Below are 21285 nucleotides of genomic sequence, written 5' to 3'. Positions count from 1 at the left end.
TGTCACCGCAATGAACCAACCAAACATTATCTTCATGATCTCGCACGACACGGGACGATACCTTAGCTGTTACGGCCATCAAGTGCCGACCCCGGAGCTTGACGAGTTGGCCGAAAAGGGGATTCGCTTCGATCAGTATTACTGTCCGGCCCCCCAATGCAGCCCCAGCCGGGGCAGCATCTTAACCGGCAAATATCCGCACAATAACGGTTTGATCGGGCTGGCCCACTTAAATTTTCATATCAATGAGGACGAGTCTACTATACCAATGGAATTGAAAAAAGCCGGTTATGAAACCGCGCTGATCGGCTTCAGCCACGAAACGATCGGCGAAACCGCAAAGGGGACCTACAGTTCAACCTACAAGCTGGGGTATGACAGGTATATGGGAGTCGAAGGCTCCAGAGCCCCCGGCGTGGCCGACGCGGCGATCGAATATTTACGGGAAAAGGCCGCAGCGGTCGAGGAAGGCCGGCCGTTCTTCGCCAACATCGGCTTTTGGGAGACGCACCGCTCTTTCGATGAATACGACGATATCAAAGACGACGTAGACAACGTGCAGGTACCTGCTTATTTGCCGGACACCGAAAATATCCGTTTGGACTTTGCCCAATTTCACGGTTCCGTTAAAGTGCTTGACGAAGCCGTAGGCCGGATTAAGGCCGCGCTGAAGGAGACGGGGCTGTTAGAGAATACGCTGATTATTTACACCACGGATCATGGCATCGCTTTTCCGCGGGCGAAAGGAACGATGAAGGACGCCGGACTGGAAACGGCCCTGATTATGTACGGGCCCAAGTGGATTCAAGGAAACGGCCGGGTTATCGATGGACTTCTGTGCAATATCGACATGCTGCCGACGCTGCTCGAGCTGGCGGGAGCGCCAATTCCCGAAGATATCGACGGCATCAGTTTCGCCTCCCCGCTGCGAGGCGATGATGCGCCGGTCCGCGAGGAATTTTTCTGCGAGCTGACCTGGCATGACAAGTATCACCCGATGCGCGGCATCCGTACGGCCCGGTACAAATACGTCAAAAATTTTATTGACGGTCCGAAAATTTACATGCCTGTGGACATCCATCGCAGTATTTCCGGTCCGGACGTGCGGGAGCAGTTTTATGTCGCCAACGAACCGGAGGAGCTTTACGATCTGGAAAAGGACCCGCTGGAATATACGAATCTGATCCATGATCCCGGCTACGCGGAGGTTGCCGAAGAACTGCGCCGCAAAGTGGAAAATTGGATGACGTCCACGGACGATCCGATTTTAAAAGGCCCGGTAGCGGGAACCGAATCGGCCAAATGGGCCGAGGAAGCCCTTCACGGCAGAGTTTATGTGCCCAAAAACGGCGGGAAGCAATAAACGTTTATAGATGTACGCAAACAAGGAGTGATCGGGAAATTAACCCCTTCACTCTTTGTTTAGGTTCGGCGTTTAGGTTCGGCGCGGCAGCCACGATCAACCCCGCGTTTCTCTACACGCTTAATTCTTTTTTTAATAAAGAATAATGGTATTGATCGCAAACAGAACCGTCGCTAAACCAGTAATGCTCTCTGTAAGCGCCCTCGAATTTGAAGTTGAAACGCTCCAATAGCTTGATCGAAGGTTTATTGTTAGCTGCAGTCGTGGCATAGACTTTATGTAAATTTAAATGTTGATCATGGAACACTTCTTCCAGGAATAGCTGAATCAAACGGCCTCCTACTCCCTTCCCCCGATGCAAAGGCGGAACATAATAACCAAATTCCCCACTGCGATTCCTCGGATTATAGTCAAAAAGACTTATTTTCCCGACAACCTCATTCTCCTCTACATCGATCAACACGTATTGGCAATGTCCATGGGTTAGACCGGCAGTCACCTTCTTTCTAAAAGCCTCGTAACTATCCATTTCTTGAATCGGACGGCAAGTGTGGTACTCTTTTTCGGTTTCGTCCGCAGCCCACTGAAAAATCACAGGCAGATAGTCAGAAACGTTGGTCTCGGTTAACTTAAATAGTTTTGATGTCATTTTGCTGGCACGTCCTCGATAGAATTAAACTATAGCCCACCATTAGTATTATACATTTGTTTCCAAAACCCTTTGGTACAAAGCCACGTGGTTCGTTAGAATTCAATTTTAGCGGATTACCTCCACCTGTTGCCTATACATGAAAATAACATTACCTGGCATATATGCCAGACACAGCAAAAAGAGGCATTGATATCCAAGGATACGGCCCCCATGCAAGGGATCTCGATGTAAGACGCTTTAAGGACTTATGCTGGCGCCATAGCCCGTTGGCACTTGATGGCTGGATTTTTTTCGATTGCGTAAATTGTCGATTATGAACGAACCCAAGCATGCCAGCAGTTGGTACTCTCGTTTATCGGAAAATTTGTTGCTGTCGACGTGCAATCGGACCTAACCTGGTTGGAGGCGGAAGCGGTTCGTTTCTCCCGCCGTTTGCTGCGGCCCTTCACGCCCAACGAGTTGTCGGAACATCTGCGAATACCGGTTCGTCAAGCCAGACGCATTTTGTTGGAACTGGCCGAGAATGACTTTGGCTCTGAGGCGGCTGTATTTAGCGTTCGTGGCTTGGTATCCCTGCAGGCTGCTTTGCACGATTATCCCTCTTGTTCAGGGGGTGGAGGGTAGAGGCTACTCCGGTCCGTTCATTTTTCCCGGTGTCTTGCCCCGTTGCTCCCGTTAAGTCTGCTTCACTTCTCCTAAACCGCCTTCCCACAAACCTGTCTAACGATCTCGAACATGTCTGCTTCTCCCAAACCTATTTTCTTCTCCTGAATTTATCTTCCTCTCTGCTTCCGGATCAAATGGGATAATCGTGCAAAGCGTCCGGACAGCGGATATTGATCTGCCGATATTTCTTGCCACGACCGGTTACCGGCCCTCCTTATCGAGCGCTGATTATTAGGTTGAGCCTATATAGTTGTACAAATCCCGCAAAGTTAGACCTTATTGGGCGCCAAATACGTGATTTTACATTAGTTTGAGTGAAGTAAGTGCAACTGAGTCCGTTAGCGCATCCCAAAAAACCTCCTGGAGGAACGTTATCCAGGAGTTTTTTTTATGAAGCGTGCAGAGAATAGCGCGTGTTAGGAAAAAAGCACGCTGTATCTGCAGCAACGGCAATGCCGCGAGTGCGATACCTCGGGGAACGGGGCGGCCGGGGCGGCCCGAGCGTGCTGTCGAGCAGCCCCGTGCTGTGCCGCCCGCTAAGCCGGCCCTGCGGCTCCCGCGCCGGACACGCCTGCTCCCGCCGGGCACGCGCCTTCTGCGGCGGCGCCTCCGCCGCCGCTCGCGCGAGCGCCCCGCACCGCGCCGGGCGCTACACCTCGGCGGCCGGGCCGTCCGCCGCCGAGCCGCCCTGCCGCTGCGCCGCCCGCGAAGCCGGCGCAGCGGCTCCCGCGCCGGGCCCGCCCGCTCCTGCGGGGCCCGTGCCTCCCGCGGCGGCGCCACCGCCGCCGCTCGCGCGAGCGCCCTGCACCGCACGGGCGCTCCGCCGCGGGCGCACAAGCTGCAGCAGCGACAACGGCTGCAGCCGTACCGCCGCCGGCGCCAGCTCGTCCGGCGCCAAAATCGCGCCGAGCTGGTGATGATCGCCGGCGTAAATCGCCCGCTGGAGGAACTTGCTCTCGCCCGCGAGATTCCGCACCTCCAGCTTGCAATAAGCCGGGTTGATCCGCAGCGCCGCATGCAGATCTTCCTTGGTCGGCACCGGCACGCCGTTCACTTTGACGATTGTCTCGCCGGCCCGGATGCCAAGCTCGTCCGCCGGGCTCCCCGGCAGCACCGCAAGCACCCTCACCCCGCCCAGCGGGTTCACGTACAGCGGGCTGCGCCGCTGCTCCTCGTAGCGGCTGTACCAGACCAGCCCTTCGTGCAGCAGAAACGCCGCCAGCGCCGCCAACAGCAGCAGCGGACTCCACCACGCCGCGGCCAGCGCCAGCACCAGTACCGCCGCACCATACGCCAGCAAGCGCCCGGACGACACGCGCGCCTTGTCCTTCGGCAAAAAGCCCATGGTCATTTCCGAAAACCCGATGATAATCGGCAGCCCGATCATGCCGAAACCACCCTGCCAGGCGTCACCGCCAAAAAACGGCGTCCACGGCAGCACATTTCCCGCCGTCTCCATCGGGACCAGCAAAAACAGCGGCACCGCCCATAGGCTTTGCATTTGGTAGCCGCCGACCAGCTTGCCCCGCTTGCCTTCATAAAACAGCGGACCGGCAAACGATGCCCCCTGCCAGCGGACAAGCAGCCCTTCCGCAATATGCAGCAGCCCGACCAGGCACAGCAGCGCCGGCATATCAAGCTCTCTTACAATGCGCACGATTTCGCCGCCCCATCCCGTCCCTGCAAAGCCCGGAAACAGGTTCAGGCCAAACTGTGCGACCCCCAGCAGTCCGACCGAGTAGGCCAGGCATAAATACCGGACGCGAAACAGCAGCAGCACAATCGTGACGGCCCAAATGCAGACGATGCCTTCCAGCGTCAGATCCATTCCGAGGAAGGCAAATAGGACGGATACCGTAACCCCCGCCAGCAGGCCGGCGATCACGGTACGCCACGTTTGGGCGCCCCAGCTATGCAGGCGTGCATGAAACAGCTTGCGCTCCAGCAGCACCTGCCGGCGATAAAGCAGCGCGATCATGATGATAGAAATATAATAAAAAGGCTGCAAAAACAACTGCGCTGCCGCTTCCGCCAAACTCCACAATCCTTCAAGAATGAGATCCAAGGGATGTTCACGCTCCTTTTCGCAACAAGCGGACAACTTCGGACCGTTTCCCGAAGCGTCTTTTCTAGGTGTATTTGTTTCTGCTTTCAACATGCAAACAAAGAAAAAAGAAGGCCAAGTTTCAGCCTTCTTATGGATTCGACGCTTACGAAGCGATTTCCTTCCGGATTTCCTCGACCGCCCGTTTTAACTGCAGGTCGTTTTTCGGATCGCGGATTTGCTTGATGACGCTGCTCTCCAGCGCTTCCGCCGTCTTGGCGTCCAGGACGCCGGTCGGCTCCATCTTTTGGCCCGTTTGGAATTCCTTCAAGGCGTTCTCCGTCTGCTTGTCGAAGTATCCGTCCTTGCGTCCGGGGTCCAGCCCCAAGCCGTCCAGCATCGTTTGCGCGCTCTTGATGTCGTCGCCCAGCATATCGTATTTGAACGTTTTTTCTTTATTGATCGGCGCTACCGAAAAATAATCCGGCTGCGGCACGGCGACGTCCGGCTGGATGCCTTTTTTGTGAATCCACTCGCCGTCCGGCGTCAGCCACTTGGCGATTGTGATCTTAAGCATGCTGCCGTCGCCCATTTCCTGCGTGTAGCTCGATTGAACCGTGCCTTTGCCGTACGTCGCTTCGCCGACCAGCTTCGCTCCGGCCGATTCCTGCAGCGCCCCGGCCAAAATTTCCGAAGCGCTGGCGCTGCCCTTGTTCGTGACGACCACGATCGGATATTTTTTGCCGCTGCCGTCCGATAAGGTTTGCTGGCGGCGCTTGTTTTTATCTTCAACCTGCACAATAACCTTGCCTTTCGGCACGAATTGTTCGGACATATCCTCGACGACGGTCAGCACGCCTCCCGGGTTGTTGCGTACGTCGATGACCAGCCCTTTCATCCCCTTCTTCTCCAGAGAAGCCAACTCCTCCTTGAAGCGTTCCGCCGTGTTCATCGAAAACTCGGTGACCTCGATTACACCCACGCCGCCGTCCTCCATGCGGGAATATACCGTTTCCAGGGCGATATCGTCGCGGACGATCGTAAACTCCAGCGTCGTGTCCGAGCCGGCCCGCTTCACTTTGATTTTGGCCTCCGTCCCTTTCGGGCCGCGGATTTTGGCGACCGCTTCATTCAGGCTGAGCCCCTCGAACGATTCGCCATTAACCGACAGCAAAATATCCTTCGGCTGGATCCCGGCTTTTTCGGCCGGAGAGCCTTTGATCGGAGAAACGACCACGACGTTTCCGTTTTCCATCGACACTTCCGCCCCGATGCCGGTAAAAGAGCCTTCGATTTGCTCCGAGAACTGCTGCGCCGTGTCCGGCGCCATATAGGACGAGAATGGGTCCCCCAACGCGCCCATCATACCGTCGATCGCTCCGTCCACCAGCTTCTTCTGGTCGACGTCTTCGACATAATTTTTTTCCACCAAGGCCAGCGCCTTTTCGATTTTCTCGATGCCGGCTTTGCTGCTCTGCCCGCTGCTGTCGGCAAACAGCCCGCTGCGCAGCGGCGCCGAACCGGCGAAACTCCATTCGCCCGTCAAAGTCAACGTCAGCAAGCAGCTGACCAGCATAGACACCACGACCAGCAATGTAACGGTACGTCCTTTAAACATAAATAAATTCACCGCCTCCGATTGATCGGCCATACGACAAGGTAAGGCCCAGCAAGTCCAAAAATGGAACGTCCCATAGTATATGTTCTGTCCATAATAAATATTTACCAATCCCGCATGAACAACGGAAAAACGGATAATCCGTCCCGAGCGGGCGGTATCCGTTTTTTCTATCGCATCATAACGCTATTTTATTACAAATACGGCATAGGGTCTACAGGTGTTCCGTTAATCCGCACCTCAAAGTGGCAGTGAGGCCCCGTCGAATTGCCGGTGCTGCCGACTTCGGCGATTTTTTCGCCTTTTTTGACCTGCTGCCCTTTTTCAACCATGATGCCGCCATTGCGAATATGTCCATATAGCGTCCACACGTTGTCGCCATGGTCGATGATCACCGCGTTCCCGTAACCGCTCCACCACTCGGCAACGATGACAACGCCGCCTTCGGCGGCATGGATATCCGTCCCTTGCGGAGCCGCAAAATCCACCCCGGTATGTTTCTTCCTCACCCCGGTAATCGGATGGATTCGCGTTCCGTACCCCGAAGAAATCCGGGCCCCGTTCACCGGAAGCCCAAACGCGCCGCCGTTCCCTTTAAAACCGCCGGACCCCGAGGAGCTTCTTCTATAAGTGTAGACCTGGGCCGCCTTCAGCTTGTTTTTCTCCTTTTCGAGCGCAGACCGCTTGGTCGCAAGTTCAACCAGCAGCTGTTCCTGCTCTTCGCTGATATCGTCGGATTCTTCGATTTCCGCGCTGTATTTGGCGATCAATTGCTGCTTCTCTTCTTCTTTGGTCTTGAGTTGGCTTTTGCGGTCTTCGGCTTCGGCATACAGCTTTTTGACCTTTGCATAATCCTTCTCAAGCTGGGCCTTCTGCTCCGTAATCAGTTCCTTGTCCCGTTTATGCTCTTCCAGCAGAACATGATCCTGATTGATGATCGCCTGCAGCGAATCGGCGCGTTCCAAAAAATCGGTAAAGCTCGTCGAGGACAGCAAAACATCCAAATAGGAAACGGCTCCATCGGTATACATCAGCCGGACCCGGGTATCGAGCAAATGCGAACGCTCTTTGATCCGCGCTTCGGTTGTCTCCAGCTTCTGAGCGGTCTCATGCAAGTTTTCCTCGGTTTGATCAATTTCGACGGCGATTTTCGTCAACTGGTTGCTGACCGACTCAATTTGCGCCAGCAGCTGTTTGAGGTAATTCCTGTTTTTGTTAACGTAATGCTTCGCTTCCTGCTTTTGCCCGGCGGCTTTTTCCTGCATTTTTTTGGCTTCGGCGGCCTGCCGCTGCAGCTGTTTCAGTTCTTTGTCGATCTGGCTGATCGTTTTGGCAGAGCCTTCAGCAGGCTGGAAGATCAAAGCGGCTAAGGACACTACGGCGATCGTGGCTACCCATTTCTTCAACTTCGTTTCCCCATCCTTCTTATAGATGTTGTCAAAAATTCAACTTTTGATCGCGAAGTAACTCTGGGAGTGAGACCGACATCGAATCTTGAATTCAGCCGGTCGCTCCGTTGCTCACGTAGGCTACCCTACGCTCCGCTACTCACTCCCGGCTTCATCCAACCTTCTCGGCGCTGAAAAGTCGAATTTTTAACTCGGATTATAATTCAACTTCAACTTCTTAATCGCAAAGTTTTCCCGCACTACACCTTCAAAAACTTGCGGATCGACATCGTGCTGCCCCAAATGCCGATCAGCAGGCCCAGGCCGACAAGCAGTCCCCCGAGCTCCAGACCGATTTCACTGACCGGCACCAGCCGGAACGCCAGTGTAATGTCCGCTTTCACGGACTGAACCAGTTGATCGTAACTGATGTAAAGAATCGCTACCGTAATGAGCGAGCCGATCAGGCCAATCAGCGCGCCCTCCACGAAAAACGGCCAGCGGATAAACCGGTTCGTCGCGCCGACCAGCTTCATGATGCCAATCTCGCGGCGGCGGGCCAAAATGGTCACGCGAATCGTGTTCGAGATGAGAAACATCGCCATCAAGCCGAGGCCCGCTACAAACGCAAAGCCGATGTTGCGTATTAAACGCGTGATTTTGAACAATTTTTCGACCGTGCCCTGTCCGTAATTGACCTTATAGACCGGGTCTCCGTCATATTTGTCGTTAAGCGCCTGAATCTTGCTCGCCACATAGGGGATCGTCGTCGGTTCGACAACTTCCACCTGGAACGTATCGGGAATCGGGTTCGTCTTTTCGTCGTAGCCCTCCAGCAATTCCTTGCCTTGTTCCCCCAGCTTTTCCTTGAAATCCTTCAACCCTTGCGCTTTGGGGATCAGCGTAACCCGGCTGACTTCGGCCATCGAACCGATCTCGTTGGAAAGCTGATTGCGCACGGCTTCGGTGACGTTGGAATTCAGATAAGCCTTGATCTGCACCTGGCTGTCCGCTTCGTCGGCAAACGAGTTGACATTAAGCACTAGCAGAATAAACACGCCGAGAATCAGCAGCGAAACGATGATTGAAGTGATCGACGCCACCGACATCCAGCCGTTGCGGAACACGTTTTTCGCGCCTTCCCGCAAATGCCGGAAGAAGGTGCTAATAGTCATAACCGTATTCCCCTCTCAGCTGGTCTCGCACGATGTTGCCGTGTTCGATGGCAATCACGCGCTTGCGCATGGTGTTAACGATTTCTTTGTTATGGGTGGCCATGACGATCGTCGTGCCGCGGAAATTGATCTCATCAAGCAGTTGCATGATCCCCCATGACGTCTCGGGATCCAGGTTGCCGGTAGGCTCGTCCGCAATGATGACGGACGGACTGTTGACGATCGCTCTCGCGATGGCGACGCGCTGTTGTTCACCGCCGGAGAGCTGGGATGGATCGCGGTTTGCTTTATTTTTCAGCCCGACCAGTTCGAGCACTTCCATCACACGCTTCTTGATTACTTTTTTGGGAGCTTCGATAACCTCCAGAGCAAACGCGACGTTTTCATATGCCGTGAGCTTTGGCAGCAGGCGAAAATCTTGGAAAATGACGCCGATATTTCGGCGGACATACGGAATTTTGCGGGGCTTGAGCTTGCCGATGTTAAATCCATTGACGGAAATTTGCCCTTTGGTGGGCACCTCTTCCCGGTATATAAGCTTCATAAAGGTCGATTTCCCTGCACCCGAGGGCCCGACCAGATAAACGAATTCATTGCGGTCTATTTTGACCGATACCCCTTTCAGGGCATGGGTTCCGTTCGGATACGTCTTCCAGACATCCTGCATCTCTATCACTTCATCACGTCCTAAACCTTGATTCCAAAACTTGATTTCTATATCTTAGACAGCCCTATTTTACATTCGACATGTTCTTGCCAAATCCTTTAAAACCCGAGTAATTTCATTTTAGTCCGATTTATATTGTAACAAAGATGTTACTTTTTGAGTACCCGAAAGTTTCCTGCTTTCCATCATATATATGGTTGTACAAGGATTTTTCCAGGCGCAAAAAAAGATCAACCATTGAAGGAGCAGATTATGAGAAAAATTCGTTTGGCAATGATCTCCATCGGAGTGGTTATATTTACCGGCCTGCTGTTGCTCGGCGGACTGTATTTATATGCGGTGCAGGGCTCGATTCCCCGGGGAACGATCGTCGCCGGTCTACCGCTGGGCGGCCGCCAAAGCGCTGATGCGCTCAGGCTGCTGGATGAAGAGATTGCCCAGGTATTGAAGAAAAAAGTAATTTTGTCGGCGGGCGAAAGCGAAAAAACGCTGGCCTGGCGGGAAACCGGAATCTCCTTCGAGACCCACTCCTTTCATGCCGCGGTCCGGCAGCTGGAGACCGGGACGCTATGGGAACGGGTGCAAGCCCGGAGGAATTTCCCGAAGCAGTGGGATCTAAAAATCGCTTTAGATGAAAAAAAGCTGCAGTCGGTCTTTCCGCCTTCATGGGAAAAAGCGCAATTCGGCGATCCGGTGGACGCGGTCCGAACGATTACGCCTGACGATCAAATCCGCTACCTGCCGGAAAAAACGGTGCTGCGTGTCGATTGGGAGCGGCTAGCGCCCCAGGTCGTAAAAGCAGCCGAAGCGGAATGGAACCGGCGGCTCGTTGAACGGGGGGAGCCAAAGTCCGGAGATGGGACCGGTCCGGAAGACGGGAATGTCCCCGGTGAGAAAGGCCATGGCGAGTATGCCCCCGGCAAAAATAACCCGACCGGGCGATCTCCCGGCGCTTATGCTCCAATCCGCCTCAGCGTCCCGCTGCGTACGGTTCAGCCGAAGGTTACGGTCGAAATCTTGAAAAAAGAAGGCATCCGCCGCAAAATCGTGCAATTTTCCACCGGGCTGCTGACCAGCGGCGCGGGAAGAATCCATAATGTGGATGTGGCCGCGCGAAGCATTGACGGCAAGGTGCTGGCGCCGGGCGAAATTTTCGATTATGGCAAAGCGGTGGAATACGCCGAGAAAACGTACGGTTTCCGCGAAGCGCCGGTCATTTTTGCGGGCAAGCTTGTGCCGGGGGTGGGAGGCGGCATCTGCCAGGTATCCAGTACGCTTTACAATGCGGCGGTGCGCGCCGGGCTCGATATCGTGGAGCGCCGCAACCATTCCGTGCCGGTCAGCTATTTGCCCAAAGGGCAGGATGCAACATTTGCCCAAGGCCACATCAATTTCCGCTTCAAAAATACGTCTGGCCGCCACCTTCTCATCCGCGCGAAGATCGAAAATAAGCGGCTGACCGTCAAGCTGTTTGGCGATATCCCCGAAAACGTCACCTACGCCGTTGAATCCCGCACAACGGAAGAGATTCCCGCGCCGAAAAAACACGTTGTCAACAGTGCGCTCCCTGCGGGAAGCAAGCAACTGGTCTTGCCAGGAAAGCAGGGTTATGTCGTCGAAACGTACCGGATTAAAAAAGTCGACGGCCGCGCGGTAGAGCGGATTCGTATCTCCGAAGACATTTACCCGGCGCAGCCGGCGGTGATTGCCGTCGGTGGAACCGATAACTCGTCCGGAAGCAAAGGCGGGGCGGGTAATTCCGACAAATCCGCACCCAAGCAAATTCTGGAGGACGGCGTGCAAGGACCGAATTTCCGATAGATACCTGCTTGTCGGCCGCGCCGTCTCCCTCTTTCCGGCCAATCACGACATTCCCGTAAAATAGCGGAATTTTATGGCGTTATTTGAAAAATTCATCCCCTGGAGCAAAAATAGCGGAAATAAATGGCGTTATTTTGCTACTCCCTGCATAAAAAGGCATCTGCATAGCCCGTTTCCATAAAATAGAGACATTTTATACCGTTATTTCCCCGGAAATTGTCTCCTTCGGTCAAATAGGGACATAAAAGGGCGCTATTTATCAGTGGAACCAGCCAACTGCTTGTCCCACTCCGCCTTTTCCCCTTTGCTTGTCCCACTCCACTCCACTCGTCCCTCGCCACCAGCCCCTCTTCCCATCTCAGCCACATCGCACACCTGACACACCTGGCACACCTGGCACACCTGACTAGATCACAAATCGCTTCCCCTCCATGCTAAGCTGATAGGACCGAATCCGCTCGCTGCCTCTGGCTGGCTCAAGCCAATTTTTGTCCGCCATTTGGCGGAGCCACTTTCTTGCCGTTTTGTTTTCCACCCTCATATGCCGGCAAATATCCCCTGGGGTGAGCGGGCGTCCCGTCCGCAGAAACAAGCGGATGATTTCCTTTTCGACATAGTCGATCTCCTGAACTAGCTTCCCTTCGCCAAGCCACCTCCCCATAAACTGCTGCAGCGTTTGTTGGCAGTAACGCGGACTCTCCTTCACATCGTCATAGGTAAAACGCAGCACCATCCAGCCGTCCAAGATCAGGTCGTTCTGCCGGCGGCAGTGATCCGAAAACTGCAGCCGGCTGATGTTGCGCAAGTGCGGTCCATACCCGTCAATCTCCACAGCCAGCAGCAGACCGGAACGAATATAAGCAAAGTCGAGATAACGATACCCGTCCTTAAAATCGTTGACTTCATATTCCGGGTGCAGATGATCCAAACTCCAGAATGACGGCCACCATACTTTTTCCACAAACAGACTTTCCGCATGTCCATGCCCCTCCTCAAGCCTTCTTGCCCGCTCGCCTTGACGCGACGCCAAGTGTCTTGCGATCCATTCCGAGTACTGCTCCTCAAATGCCATTGATCACACCTCCATAAAAAAATAAAACGCCTTTCGTCTACGACAATGTTCGTAAACAAAAGGCGTGCGCTTCACGGCCTAGCTTGCTGCCGGCTGGTCCCTGATCCGGGTTAGATAATAGCAACAATTGGATATTTAACTTGATTAGTATTTTACCATATTACGGAAAAAGCGCAACAGTAGATTACCGAAAACGCGGGATCGCCAGTTTTTTTTACGGTTCAACCCGGAAATCGGCGCTTGACAGTCGGCTACAGAAACGATGAAGCGAACCTCCGGCCTTCTAAAATAGCAGCACTTTATGTACTTATTATCCGGGGCCCCAGCGTGTTCATCCCATTAGTGACATTTTTTGTCCCTATTTTCTTGTGAATGCACCAGAACATGGGCATTTCCTGGCGACGAGGGGAAATAGCGACATAATTTGCCTCTATTTCTCTCAAATGGGCGGACATCACCGGAATAACGGCATTTTTGGCCCTTATGTTGTTCGCTGGAGCTTTAAGGCGGGCCATTAATTTAAAGTTTATCATGGTGTGTTAATTTTAGTATACTGGAGTAAGCGTGTCTATGTGACAAAAACCGCATCAAAGGTACGGCATAGAATCCAAACTACAATTAGCGGCTTAAATGACTTCATGATTCGTTTTTCTTCCAAGGAGGGTACAACATCAATGCACAAAACAACGACCGTTTCCGGGGGGCAAACTGCTGGGGGCCGCGCTGCGGGAGGCCAGAGCGTCGGAGGACAAGCCGCTGGGGGCCAGACCGCCGGAGGCACAACTGCCGGAAACACAAGCACCGGAGACATAAGCGCCGAAGGGCAAGCCGCCGGCGCGCGCAGCGCCTCGGCCGGGCTGCTTGTCGCCGCCGTGCTGCTAACCGCCGCCACGCTGCGTTCGCCGATCACCGGGGTCGGCGCCATGATCGGCCAAATCGAGGCTGCCACCGGCTTGTCCCATGCGCTGTCGGGGATGCTGACGACGCTGCCGCTGATCGCTTTCGCCGTTTTTGCGCTTGCCGCCCCCAAATTGTCCGTTTGGTGGGGCATGGAGAGAACGCTTTTTTATAGTATGATGCTCATGACTGCCGGCGTGATCATCCGCTCGCTGCCCTCTGTTGCCGCGCTGTTTGCGGGAACCGCGCTGATCGGGGTGGGGATCGCCGTGTGCAACGTGCTGCTTCCGGCGCTGATCAAGCGGAGTTTTCAGCAGCGCGTAGGGCTGATGACCAGCCTGTACACCTCGTCCCTCAATCTCTGGGCGGCGATCTCCTCCGGCATTAGCGTTCCGCTCGCCGCTACCGCTCTGGGATGGCGGGGAGCGCTTGGCATCTGGGCCTTGCTGGCGGCGGTGTCGGCTTTGGTGTGGGTTCCGCTGCTTCGCCGCCGTCCCGTTGCCTCTGGCGAGGCCAAGGCACAGCTTTCCCCGGCGGCGGCAAGCGCTCCCGCACGGCGAGGCGGAATTTGGCGTTCCAAAACAGCCTGGCTCGTCACCATTTTTATGGGCTCACAGTCGATTATGTTTTATGTGAGCGTTTCATGGCTGCCGGATATTTTGCAGGTAAAAGGGATGAGTCCCGAAAAAGCCGGCTGGATGCTTTCGCTGATGCAGATCGTCAGCATGGGCGGCTCCTTCCTGATGCCGCTCATCGCCGCGCGGACGGATAACCAAAAGTTGTTAACCGCAGCTTCGTCGGCCCTGTTTTTCATCGGATTCGGGGGAATCTGGCTTGGTCCGGCGGCGCTCGCCCCGCTGTTCATTGTGTTGCTCGGTATCGCCAGCGGTACCACGTTCAGCCTGGTGATCGTCTTTTTTTCGCTGCGGTCGCGTACGGCGGAGCAAGCCGGACAACTGTCCGGCATGGCCCAATCGGTCGGATATCTGGTAGCGGCGTTTGGGCCGGCATTGTTCGGTTATATTCATGACGTCAGCGGAGGGTGGAACGCGCCGCTGGCCGCGATCATCGCGTTTTCGGTGCTGACTGCCCTGTTCGGGTATGCCGCCGGACGCAAGGGTTTTGTCGATACGCGCTGAACAAACAAGCGTTCGGGATCGTTCGTCAGACTGCGCGCGTTTCGGTTAATTCATGTACTAAAAAACTGTCCCCAGATCCAGGATCTGATCAGGACAGTTTTTTGTTGTGCTGCCACGAGCGGCTTATTCCTTGTCGGCTGCCGGCCGGGGTTCCCGTCCGGAGCTGGGGGCGGCTCCACGGGCGCGGGAGTGGCTTAGCATTTTGGCGTTCCCCATAAACAGCACCGCGATCAGCGCAAGCGCCGCGGGAACGATCGTCCATCGGAACATATCGGTGATCGAGGCAGACAAATCGTTGACGATCCGCTCCAGCACCGGGGCGGAGATCGCTTTTCGCGCCTTCGAGGCCAGCAAGGTCCGGGGATCGTCCAGCGAAGGCAGCCCAGCCGCGCCTTCTGTCCCGGCCAGCGATTCCGCTAAGCGGCTGGCGAAAAAGTTGCGCTGCAAAATGCCGAATACGGGTGATCCCGATCGTCCGCGTTGCTGCTGGCAAACAGCCGTTTCCGGAACATGCCGAAGGAAATGATCGGCTCCCCCGCCCTGCGCTCCGCCAGCAAAAACACGATAAACAGCAGCGCAAACGCCGCGAACAAACCGAGGATCACTACGGAGTCCCAGGCATACAGCTGGCCGCCGAGCTCCAGCGCGAACATCAGCGCAACGATGGCTCCAATCAAGGTTAAAGCACCCCACCAGTCGATTTTTTGCTTGGCATGAACCGGGAGACTCCCGATAAAAAACGACGATAAACAACAGCGCAAGCACACCCAGGGGCAAATTAATGTAAAAATTCCAGCGCCAATTCAAGTGGTCGGTAATAAACGCGCCGAGCAGGGGGCCAGCCAAGCTGGAGATGCCGAACACAGCGCCAAACAAACCGCCCATCGCCCCGCGTTTTTCAATCGGAAACACGTCGAACATGAGGGCAAAAGCGATCGGCATCAGCGCTCCGCCGCCGATCCCCTGGATTGCGCGGTATATGCTGAGCTGCACGATATTGTCCGTCAGGCCGCACAGCACCGAACCGAGCAAAAAGATCGCGATGCCAAACACGAAAAACCGTTTGCGCCCATACATGTCGGACAGCTTGCCGAAAATCGGCATCGCCGCCATTTCCGCAACCACATAGGCCGAGGTGACCCAAACGTACTATCCAACCCGCCCAGTTCGGCTACAATGGTGGCCATGGCGGTGGATACGATCGTGTTGACCATCGCCGCCATCAGGATGCCGAGCAGCAAACCCGCCACCACGAACCCAAGCCGGCTATTTCCATCACACATGATCGTTGCCTCCGCCTTTCAGGCATTCTTTAACCTCTGAGTCCGGATCCTGATGATACTGTTTCGTATATTCCACGAGCCCGATCCGGCAGCCGGGACCAATCGTTACATCGCCTCCGCGCACGACATCACAGACCGTATTCTCCAACCGGATCACATCGCCTTCGATTACGTTGGCCTGCAGCTCCGGCGTTCCCCACGACTTCAGCCAGGGCATCAGTCCCCAGGAAATTTGCGGGGCGACGCTGATCCGGGCGCCTACGATTTCCGCGGCACGGGCGGGACCAAGCAGCCGCCCGGCACCCGTTTTTAACCGTACTGTGATTTTTTCGTTGTAAATCATCCGGACCTAAAAAAATTTGGAACGAAGCTGATTAAAAAACGCGCGGCCCTTTTCCTTTTGCAGGAACAGGGCCGCACGCAGCGATAGAGTATGAGGTTATAAGGAGGTTAATTAAAGTTTAAACCGTTCGATCTGTGCATTGACATCGGCCGCCATCCGCGCCAAACCTTCGGAAGCCGAGGAGATTTCCTCCATCGAAGCGAGCTGCTCCTCGGTTGCGGCGGTTACGCCTTGGAAGCTTTCCAGGCTTTTCGCCGAGGTGGCCGCGATCTGTTCCACCGAATTTGCGATCTCGTCCGCGCTGGCCGACATCTGCTCGGTAATGGCCGACACTTCATGGATTTGCTCCGAAATGCGCTGCGTCGAGCGCTCGATTTCGCGGAACGCCTGCTGGGCTTCTTCGGTCACGGACATGCCCCGGTCCACATTCGCGTTGACGTCCTGCTTGATCATTTGGTACGCCTTGCCGGTAAGCTCGTTCATCTCTCCGATATGCTGCTGAATGCGGTCCGCCGTAACGCGCGACTGCTCGGCCAGCTTGCGCACCTCGCCCGCCACGACCGCAAAGCCGCGTCCTTCTTCGCCGGCCCGGGCCGCCTCGATCGCCGCGTTCAGCGCCAGCAGATTCGTCTGCCCGGCGATGTCCGAAATCGAGCCGCTCATCTCGGCGACAAATGCGCTTAGCTCGCTCATCTGCTGCATCAGCTCCGCCGATTCGCGGGTAGAGCGGCGAATTTCTTCCATTTGCAGCCCGACCTGGGCAACCTTCTCGCTGCCGTTCTGCACGTCGGATACCGTTTGCGAAGACGACTGGACAATGGTGGACGAAGCTTCGGCAATTTTGCGGATGCCCATCGACATTTCTTCCATCGTTTTGGCGCTTTCGGCCGAAGACGCAGCCTGGCTCTCCGCATCACCCGAAGCCTCTTGCACCAGCTCGACGACATGCTCGACCGCTTTCGCGTTTTGCTCCGTTCCGGCCGTCAGTTCTTCGCTCGAAGCGGCGAGCTGGCTGGCGGTTTCCGACATTTCCTGGACCATCGTGCGCAAAGAAGCCAACATGCCGTTATAGTTCTCCGCCAGTTGTCCGATTTCATCTTTTCGCTTCACAACGACATCCTCGTTTAAGTACCCTTCGCTGACCCGCCGTGCCGAATGGTTCAACTGTTCGATCGGACGGGTAATAAGGCGGATGACGAAAAACAGCACGATGCCGGCAACCACCAGTGAAATCGCTAAAACGATCATGGATGTCCAAAAAATCGGCATGGAGGCTTCGCTAAATTCCTGTAGTTCCAATACGCCGACGATCTTGAATCCCGTAAGCTTGTTCGTGGTGAAAAATACGCTCTGCGACAAATCTGTCTTCGGGTTGACATACTCCATAAATCCCGATTCCGTCCCCTGAATTTTGGCGATTTGGTTCCCGGCCGCTTCTTCGCCAATGGCGTTTGTCGGATGCGACACAAACTTGCTGTTCCGGTCCATGATATAAATGTACCCGTTTTTGCCCAAACGGATCGCTTTCACCATTTCGTTCAGCTGGGCCAGGTCAAGGGAAACCGTGATCGCCCCCTGTCCATCCGCCAACGCGCGGCTGATGAACAAATTGTAGTGGCCCGTTGTTGACGATCGATGATGACCGTTTCTTTCGGAGCCTTCAACGCGGCTTTGTACCAGTCTCTTTCCCGCGGATCATAGTCCTGCTTGCCGGGATCCGGCGCTTTCATCCACGCCCCGTTTTGGTTCCCGACGGTCAGGACCTCCAGCTCGGGATGTTTCTCCATAAATAATTCCATCAGCTCCTGGACTTCGGTCGACTTCGCGTCGATTTGCGCCGAATTGATTTGCATCACCAGTTGTTCGACGTTGCGGCTCTCCGCTTCGATGATTTGATTCAGCGTCTCATCCAAGAGGTTTACGTTCGATTTGACGCTTTCTTCCATTTTAGAGCGCAGCTGCCCGCTGGCGCTGGTATAGCTGGAATAAGCGACGACCAGGTTCGGGATGATCAGCAAGACGGCAAAAATAAGGAGCATCCGGTTACGCAATGTCCTGACTTCCACTAAACTAAGCAGACGGTTCCAAAAGGCTTTCATTAAATTCTCTCCTTTGCGGTATGTGTAAAATTTAAAAGTAACTGGGTTGATAGGGATGACATTTGATTGAGGAGGGGGTAAAAGATCATTCACATAAAGCGGCATAATCTATATTTCGACAATTTATGTCAGTTTTTATAGAGTATTTTTGAAATTTCAATGAAAAATATTATAATTAACTTTCATTTTTTCACATAAAAATGGGATGGTTTAGGAGCCCCGCTCGCTCACAAAAAAAGCAGCCGCTCGTCAATGACGATGGCTGCTTGTGATTTTACCGGATCATCCCGGATGGGCCGGCTATTTATTTACTTTTTTCCGCGTACTCCTGCACCCATGTCCGGCCGCTCTCCAGCTTCCGCTCCGCGCGTTCGATCGCCGCGGCTACCTGCTGCGAAGCCGTACCTCCGTATACGTTGCGCGCGTTCACGACGCTCTCCGGCTGCAGCACCTGATAGATGCTGTCGTCAAATAGCGGCGAAAACTGCTTGAATTCCTCCAGCGTAAGGTCGAGCAAATATTTGCCGTTTTGAATGCAGTACAGCACCGTTTTGCCGATGACCTCATGCGCCTGGCGGAACGGCAGGCCTTTGTTGGCCAGGAAGTCGGCGATGTCGGTCGCGTTGGAAAAGTCCTGGTTCACCGCTTCGCGCATCCGCTCCTTGTTCACCTTCATCGTGGCGATCATCGGAGCGAACAGCTGCAGCGCTCCCTGCAGCGTAGCGACCGTATCGAACATGCCTTCCTTGTCCTCCTGCATGTCTTTGTTGTAGGCCAAGGGCAGCGACTTCAGCACCGTGAGCAGGCCCATCAGGTTCCCATATACGCGGCCCGTTTTGCCGCGGACCAGCTCCGGCACGTCCGGGTTTTTCTTCTGCGGCATAATGCTGCTGCCCGTGCAAAACGCATCGTCCAGCTCAATGAAGCGGAATTCGGTGCTGCTCCACAGCACCAGTTCTTCACTGAGGCGCGAGAGATGCATCATCAATATCGAAGCGTCCGCCAAAAATTCGAGTATAAAATCGCGGTCGCTGACTGCGTCAAGGCTGTTTTCATAAACGCCGTCAAAATGCAGCTGCTCGGCCACGAAATGGCGGTCGATCGGAAACGTCGTTCCCGCCAGCGCCCCCGCTCCCAGCGGCAGCACGTTGATGCGCTTGTAACTGTCCTGCAGGCGTTCGATATCGCGCTGGAACATCGATACGTACGCCAGCAAATGATGGGCGAACAAAATCGGCTGCGCCCGCTGCAGATGGGTATACCCGGGAACGATCGTATCCTGGTTCGCTTTGGCTTGCCCCAGCAGCGCCTCCTGCAAATCCTGCAGCAGAGCGACGAATTCAACGACCCGTTTGCGCAGGTACAAATGCATGTCCGTCGCCACCTGATCGTTCCGGCTCCGTCCGGTATGCAGCTTCCCGCCGACCCCGCCGACCTCTTCGATCAGCTGTTTTTCGATATTCATATGAATGTCTTCATCCGACACGGAATACTCCAGCTCGCCGCGCCGAATTTTGTGCAAGACGGCATGCAGGCCTTCCTTGATCTTGTCCACGTCCTCCTCGGACAAAATTCCGCATTTGCCCAGCATCGTCACATGCGCCAGGCTCCCCTGCACATCCTCCTCGGCCAGCGCTTTGTCAAACCCGATGGAGGCGGTATATTCCTCGACTAAACGGTTGGTCTGCTTCGTGAAGCGGCCTCCCCACAGTTTGCTCACCTGATCCACTCCCTTATCTGCTATAGAGGTAGTTTAAAAAGTCATCTTTTAGCCGACTTTTTAAACTTGAACTTACTTATAAAGCTCGTTCAACGGCTTACTTGCTTTTGTTCTGTTCCACGCCGGAGCTTACTTTAAGCCGCAGCGCGTTCAGATGAATAAAGCCCGTTGCGTCCCCCTGATCGTAAGCCTGGGTCGGATCCTCCTCCATGGTGGCGATGTCCGGATTGTACAGGCTGACCGGGCTCTTAACGCCGGCGGCGATAATGTTGCCTTTGTACAGCTTCACGCGCACCGTGCCCGTCACGTTCTTCTGGCTTTCGGTCACCAGCGCCTGCAGCGCCAAGCGCTCCGGGGCAAACCAGAAGCCGTTGTACACAAGCGTGCTGTAGCGCGTGATCAGGCTGTCGCGCAGGTTCATCACTTCGCGGTCCATCGTCAGCGACTCCATTTTGCGGTGGGCCGTAAACAGGATCGTGCCGCCCGGCGTTTCGTACACCCCGCGGCTTTTCATGCCGACGAAGCGGTTTTCCACCATGTCGACGCGGCCGATGCCATGTTTGCCGCCAAGCTCATTCAGCTTCTCCATCACGGCCAGCGGGTTCAAACGTTCGCCGTTCAGCGCCACGCAGTTGCCCTGCTCGAATTCCAGCTCCAAGTATTCCGGCTGGTCAGGCGCATCCTCCGGCGACACGCTGAGCAGGTACATATCCTTGTTCTCCGGCGCGGCCGCGTCAAACCACGGATCCTCCAGCACGCCGCTCTCGTAGCTGATGTGCAGCAGATTGCGGTCCATCGAATACGGCTTGGCCGCGGAGGCCGTCACCGGGATGCCGTTCGCTTCGGCGTAGGCGATCATTTGCGCGCGGCCCGGGAAACGGTCGCGGAACTCGCTCAGCCGCCACGGGGCAATCACCTTGATCTCCGGCGCCAGCGCCGCGGCGGCCAGCTCGAAGCGTACCTGGTCGTTGCCTTTGCCGGTGGCGCCGTGAGCAATTGCCGTTGCGCCTTCGGCGCGGGCGATTTCCACCATCCGCTTCGCGATCAGCGGGCGGGCGATGCTGGTGCCCAGCAAGTACTGTCCTTCATACAAAGCCCCCGCCTGGAACATCGGGAAAATAAAGTCTTTGGCGAACTCCTCGCGCAGGTCGTCGATATATACCTTCGAAGCGCCGGTGGCCAGTGCCTTCGCTTCCAGCCCATCCAACTCTTCCTTCTGGCCGATGTCGGCGGTGAACGCAATGATCTCCGCGTCATAAGTTTCTTTTAACCATTTCAGAATAACCGACGTATCCAGTCCCCCGGAATAGGCCAGCACGATTTTTTCTTTTGCCATGA

Annotated in this window: 16 protein-coding genes and 2 pseudogenes; 4 read left to right on the top strand and 14 right to left on the bottom strand. The window is 55.1% G+C overall.

The genetic code is table 11. The annotated features are described in order from the left end of the window. Positions 1-10 precede the first annotated feature (10 nt). Positions 11-1363, top strand: coding sequence for a sulfatase family protein (locus DYE26_RS26970; protein ID WP_036619390.1), 1353 nt, complete (start codon positions 11-13; stop codon positions 1361-1363). Between the two features lie 112 nt (positions 1364-1475). Here the strand turns inward: DYE26_RS26970 and DYE26_RS26965 are convergent, their stop codons facing one another. Then, positions 1476-2012, bottom strand: coding sequence for a GNAT family N-acetyltransferase (locus tag DYE26_RS26965; RefSeq protein WP_051985231.1), 537 nt, complete (start codon positions 2010-2012; stop codon positions 1476-1478). 155 nt (positions 2013-2167) lie between these two features. Between DYE26_RS26965 and DYE26_RS34410 the strand changes: the two are divergent. Next, positions 2168-2639: pseudogene (locus DYE26_RS34410) on the top strand (hypothetical protein); the annotation flags it as partial. 691 nt (positions 2640-3330) lie between these two features. Here DYE26_RS34410 and DYE26_RS26955 read toward each other — a convergent pair. The 5 genes from DYE26_RS26955 to ftsE form a co-directional block, all read right to left on the bottom strand. Beyond that, positions 3331-4746, bottom strand: coding sequence for a PDZ domain-containing protein (locus DYE26_RS26955; RefSeq protein ID WP_244927447.1), 1416 nt, complete (start codon positions 4744-4746; stop codon positions 3331-3333). A 145-nt stretch (positions 4747-4891) separates the two neighbouring features. Continuing rightward, positions 4892-6343 carry a S41 family peptidase gene (locus tag DYE26_RS26950; protein WP_036619385.1) on the bottom strand — a complete coding sequence of 484 codons (1452 nt, stop codon included), beginning with the start codon at positions 6341-6343 and terminating at the stop codon, positions 4892-4894. Between the two features lie 194 nt (positions 6344-6537). Next, the gene (locus tag DYE26_RS26945) at positions 6538-7749 is read right to left on the bottom strand and encodes a murein hydrolase activator EnvC family protein (RefSeq protein WP_036619383.1); all 1212 of its coding nucleotides are present in this window, start codon (positions 7747-7749) and stop codon (positions 6538-6540) included. 242 nt (positions 7750-7991) lie between these two features. After that, on the bottom strand, positions 7992-8906 hold the full coding sequence (ftsX, locus tag DYE26_RS26940) for a permease-like cell division protein FtsX (protein ID WP_036619381.1): 915 nt from the start codon (positions 8904-8906) through the stop codon (positions 7992-7994). Further along, positions 8896-9582 carry a cell division ATP-binding protein FtsE gene (ftsE, locus tag DYE26_RS26935; protein ID WP_036619379.1) on the bottom strand — a complete coding sequence of 229 codons (687 nt, stop codon included), beginning with the start codon at positions 9580-9582 and terminating at the stop codon, positions 8896-8898. Before ftsE ends, ftsX begins: the two co-directional genes overlap by 11 nt. A 243-nt stretch (positions 9583-9825) precedes the next feature. On the opposite strand from ftsE, the gene DYE26_RS26930 reads away from it, so the two are divergent. Then, complete coding sequence (locus DYE26_RS26930) at positions 9826-11394, top strand: VanW family protein (protein ID WP_036619377.1); 1569 nt, start codon at positions 9826-9828, stop codon at positions 11392-11394. Positions 11395-11800: 406 nt separating this feature from the next. On the opposite strand, the gene DYE26_RS26925 is transcribed toward DYE26_RS26930, so the two are convergent. Beyond that, positions 11801-12466, bottom strand: coding sequence for a hypothetical protein (locus DYE26_RS26925; protein ID WP_036619374.1), 666 nt, complete (start codon positions 12464-12466; stop codon positions 11801-11803). Positions 12467-13140: 674 nt separating this feature from the next. Here DYE26_RS26925 and DYE26_RS26920 point away from each other — a divergent pair. Beyond that, complete coding sequence (locus DYE26_RS26920; protein WP_082207645.1) at positions 13141-14502, top strand: CynX/NimT family MFS transporter; 1362 nt, start codon at positions 13141-13143, stop codon at positions 14500-14502. A 123-nt stretch (positions 14503-14625) separates the two neighbouring features. Here DYE26_RS26920 and DYE26_RS34965 read toward each other — a convergent pair whose 3' ends face one another. The 7 genes and pseudogenes from DYE26_RS34965 to DYE26_RS26895 form a co-directional block, all read right to left on the bottom strand. Next, entirely contained in the window at positions 14626-14949 is a 324-nt protein-coding gene (locus tag DYE26_RS34965) for a hypothetical protein (protein WP_051985230.1), read from the bottom strand. A 35-nt stretch (positions 14950-14984) separates the two neighbouring features. Then, a pseudogene (locus DYE26_RS26915) lies at positions 14985-15785 on the bottom strand (MFS transporter); the annotation flags it as partial. Further along, entirely contained in the window at positions 15778-16128 is a 351-nt protein-coding gene (locus DYE26_RS26910; protein WP_051985227.1) for a hypothetical protein, read from the bottom strand. The gene DYE26_RS26910 and the pseudogene DYE26_RS26915, both read right to left, overlap by 8 nt. 111 nt (positions 16129-16239) lie before the next feature. Further along, entirely contained in the window at positions 16240-17736 is a 1497-nt protein-coding gene (locus tag DYE26_RS26905) for a methyl-accepting chemotaxis protein (RefSeq protein WP_240534089.1), read from the bottom strand. Further along, positions 17667-18227 (bottom strand): hypothetical protein, encoded by a 561-nt coding sequence (locus DYE26_RS34405; RefSeq protein ID WP_240534087.1) that lies wholly within the window; start codon positions 18225-18227, stop codon positions 17667-17669. The genes DYE26_RS26905 and DYE26_RS34405 overlap by 70 nt, the downstream gene beginning before the upstream one ends. Before the next feature lie 304 nt (positions 18228-18531). Further along, positions 18532-19947: an argininosuccinate lyase gene (gene argH / locus DYE26_RS26900; RefSeq protein WP_036619373.1), complete on the bottom strand. Its 1416-nt coding sequence runs from the start codon at positions 19945-19947 to the stop codon at positions 18532-18534. Between the two features lie 97 nt (positions 19948-20044). After that, on the bottom strand, positions 20045-21283 hold the full coding sequence (locus DYE26_RS26895; protein ID WP_036627455.1) for an argininosuccinate synthase: 1239 nt from the start codon (positions 21281-21283) through the stop codon (positions 20045-20047). Positions 21284-21285: the final 2 nt, after the last annotated feature.

It is taken from the genome of Paenibacillus macerans, assembly GCF_900454495.1.
Classification (GTDB): Bacteria; Bacillota; Bacilli; order Paenibacillales; family Paenibacillaceae; genus Fontibacillus; species Fontibacillus macerans.
This window is presented reverse-complemented; position numbering and strand designations above follow the sequence as displayed.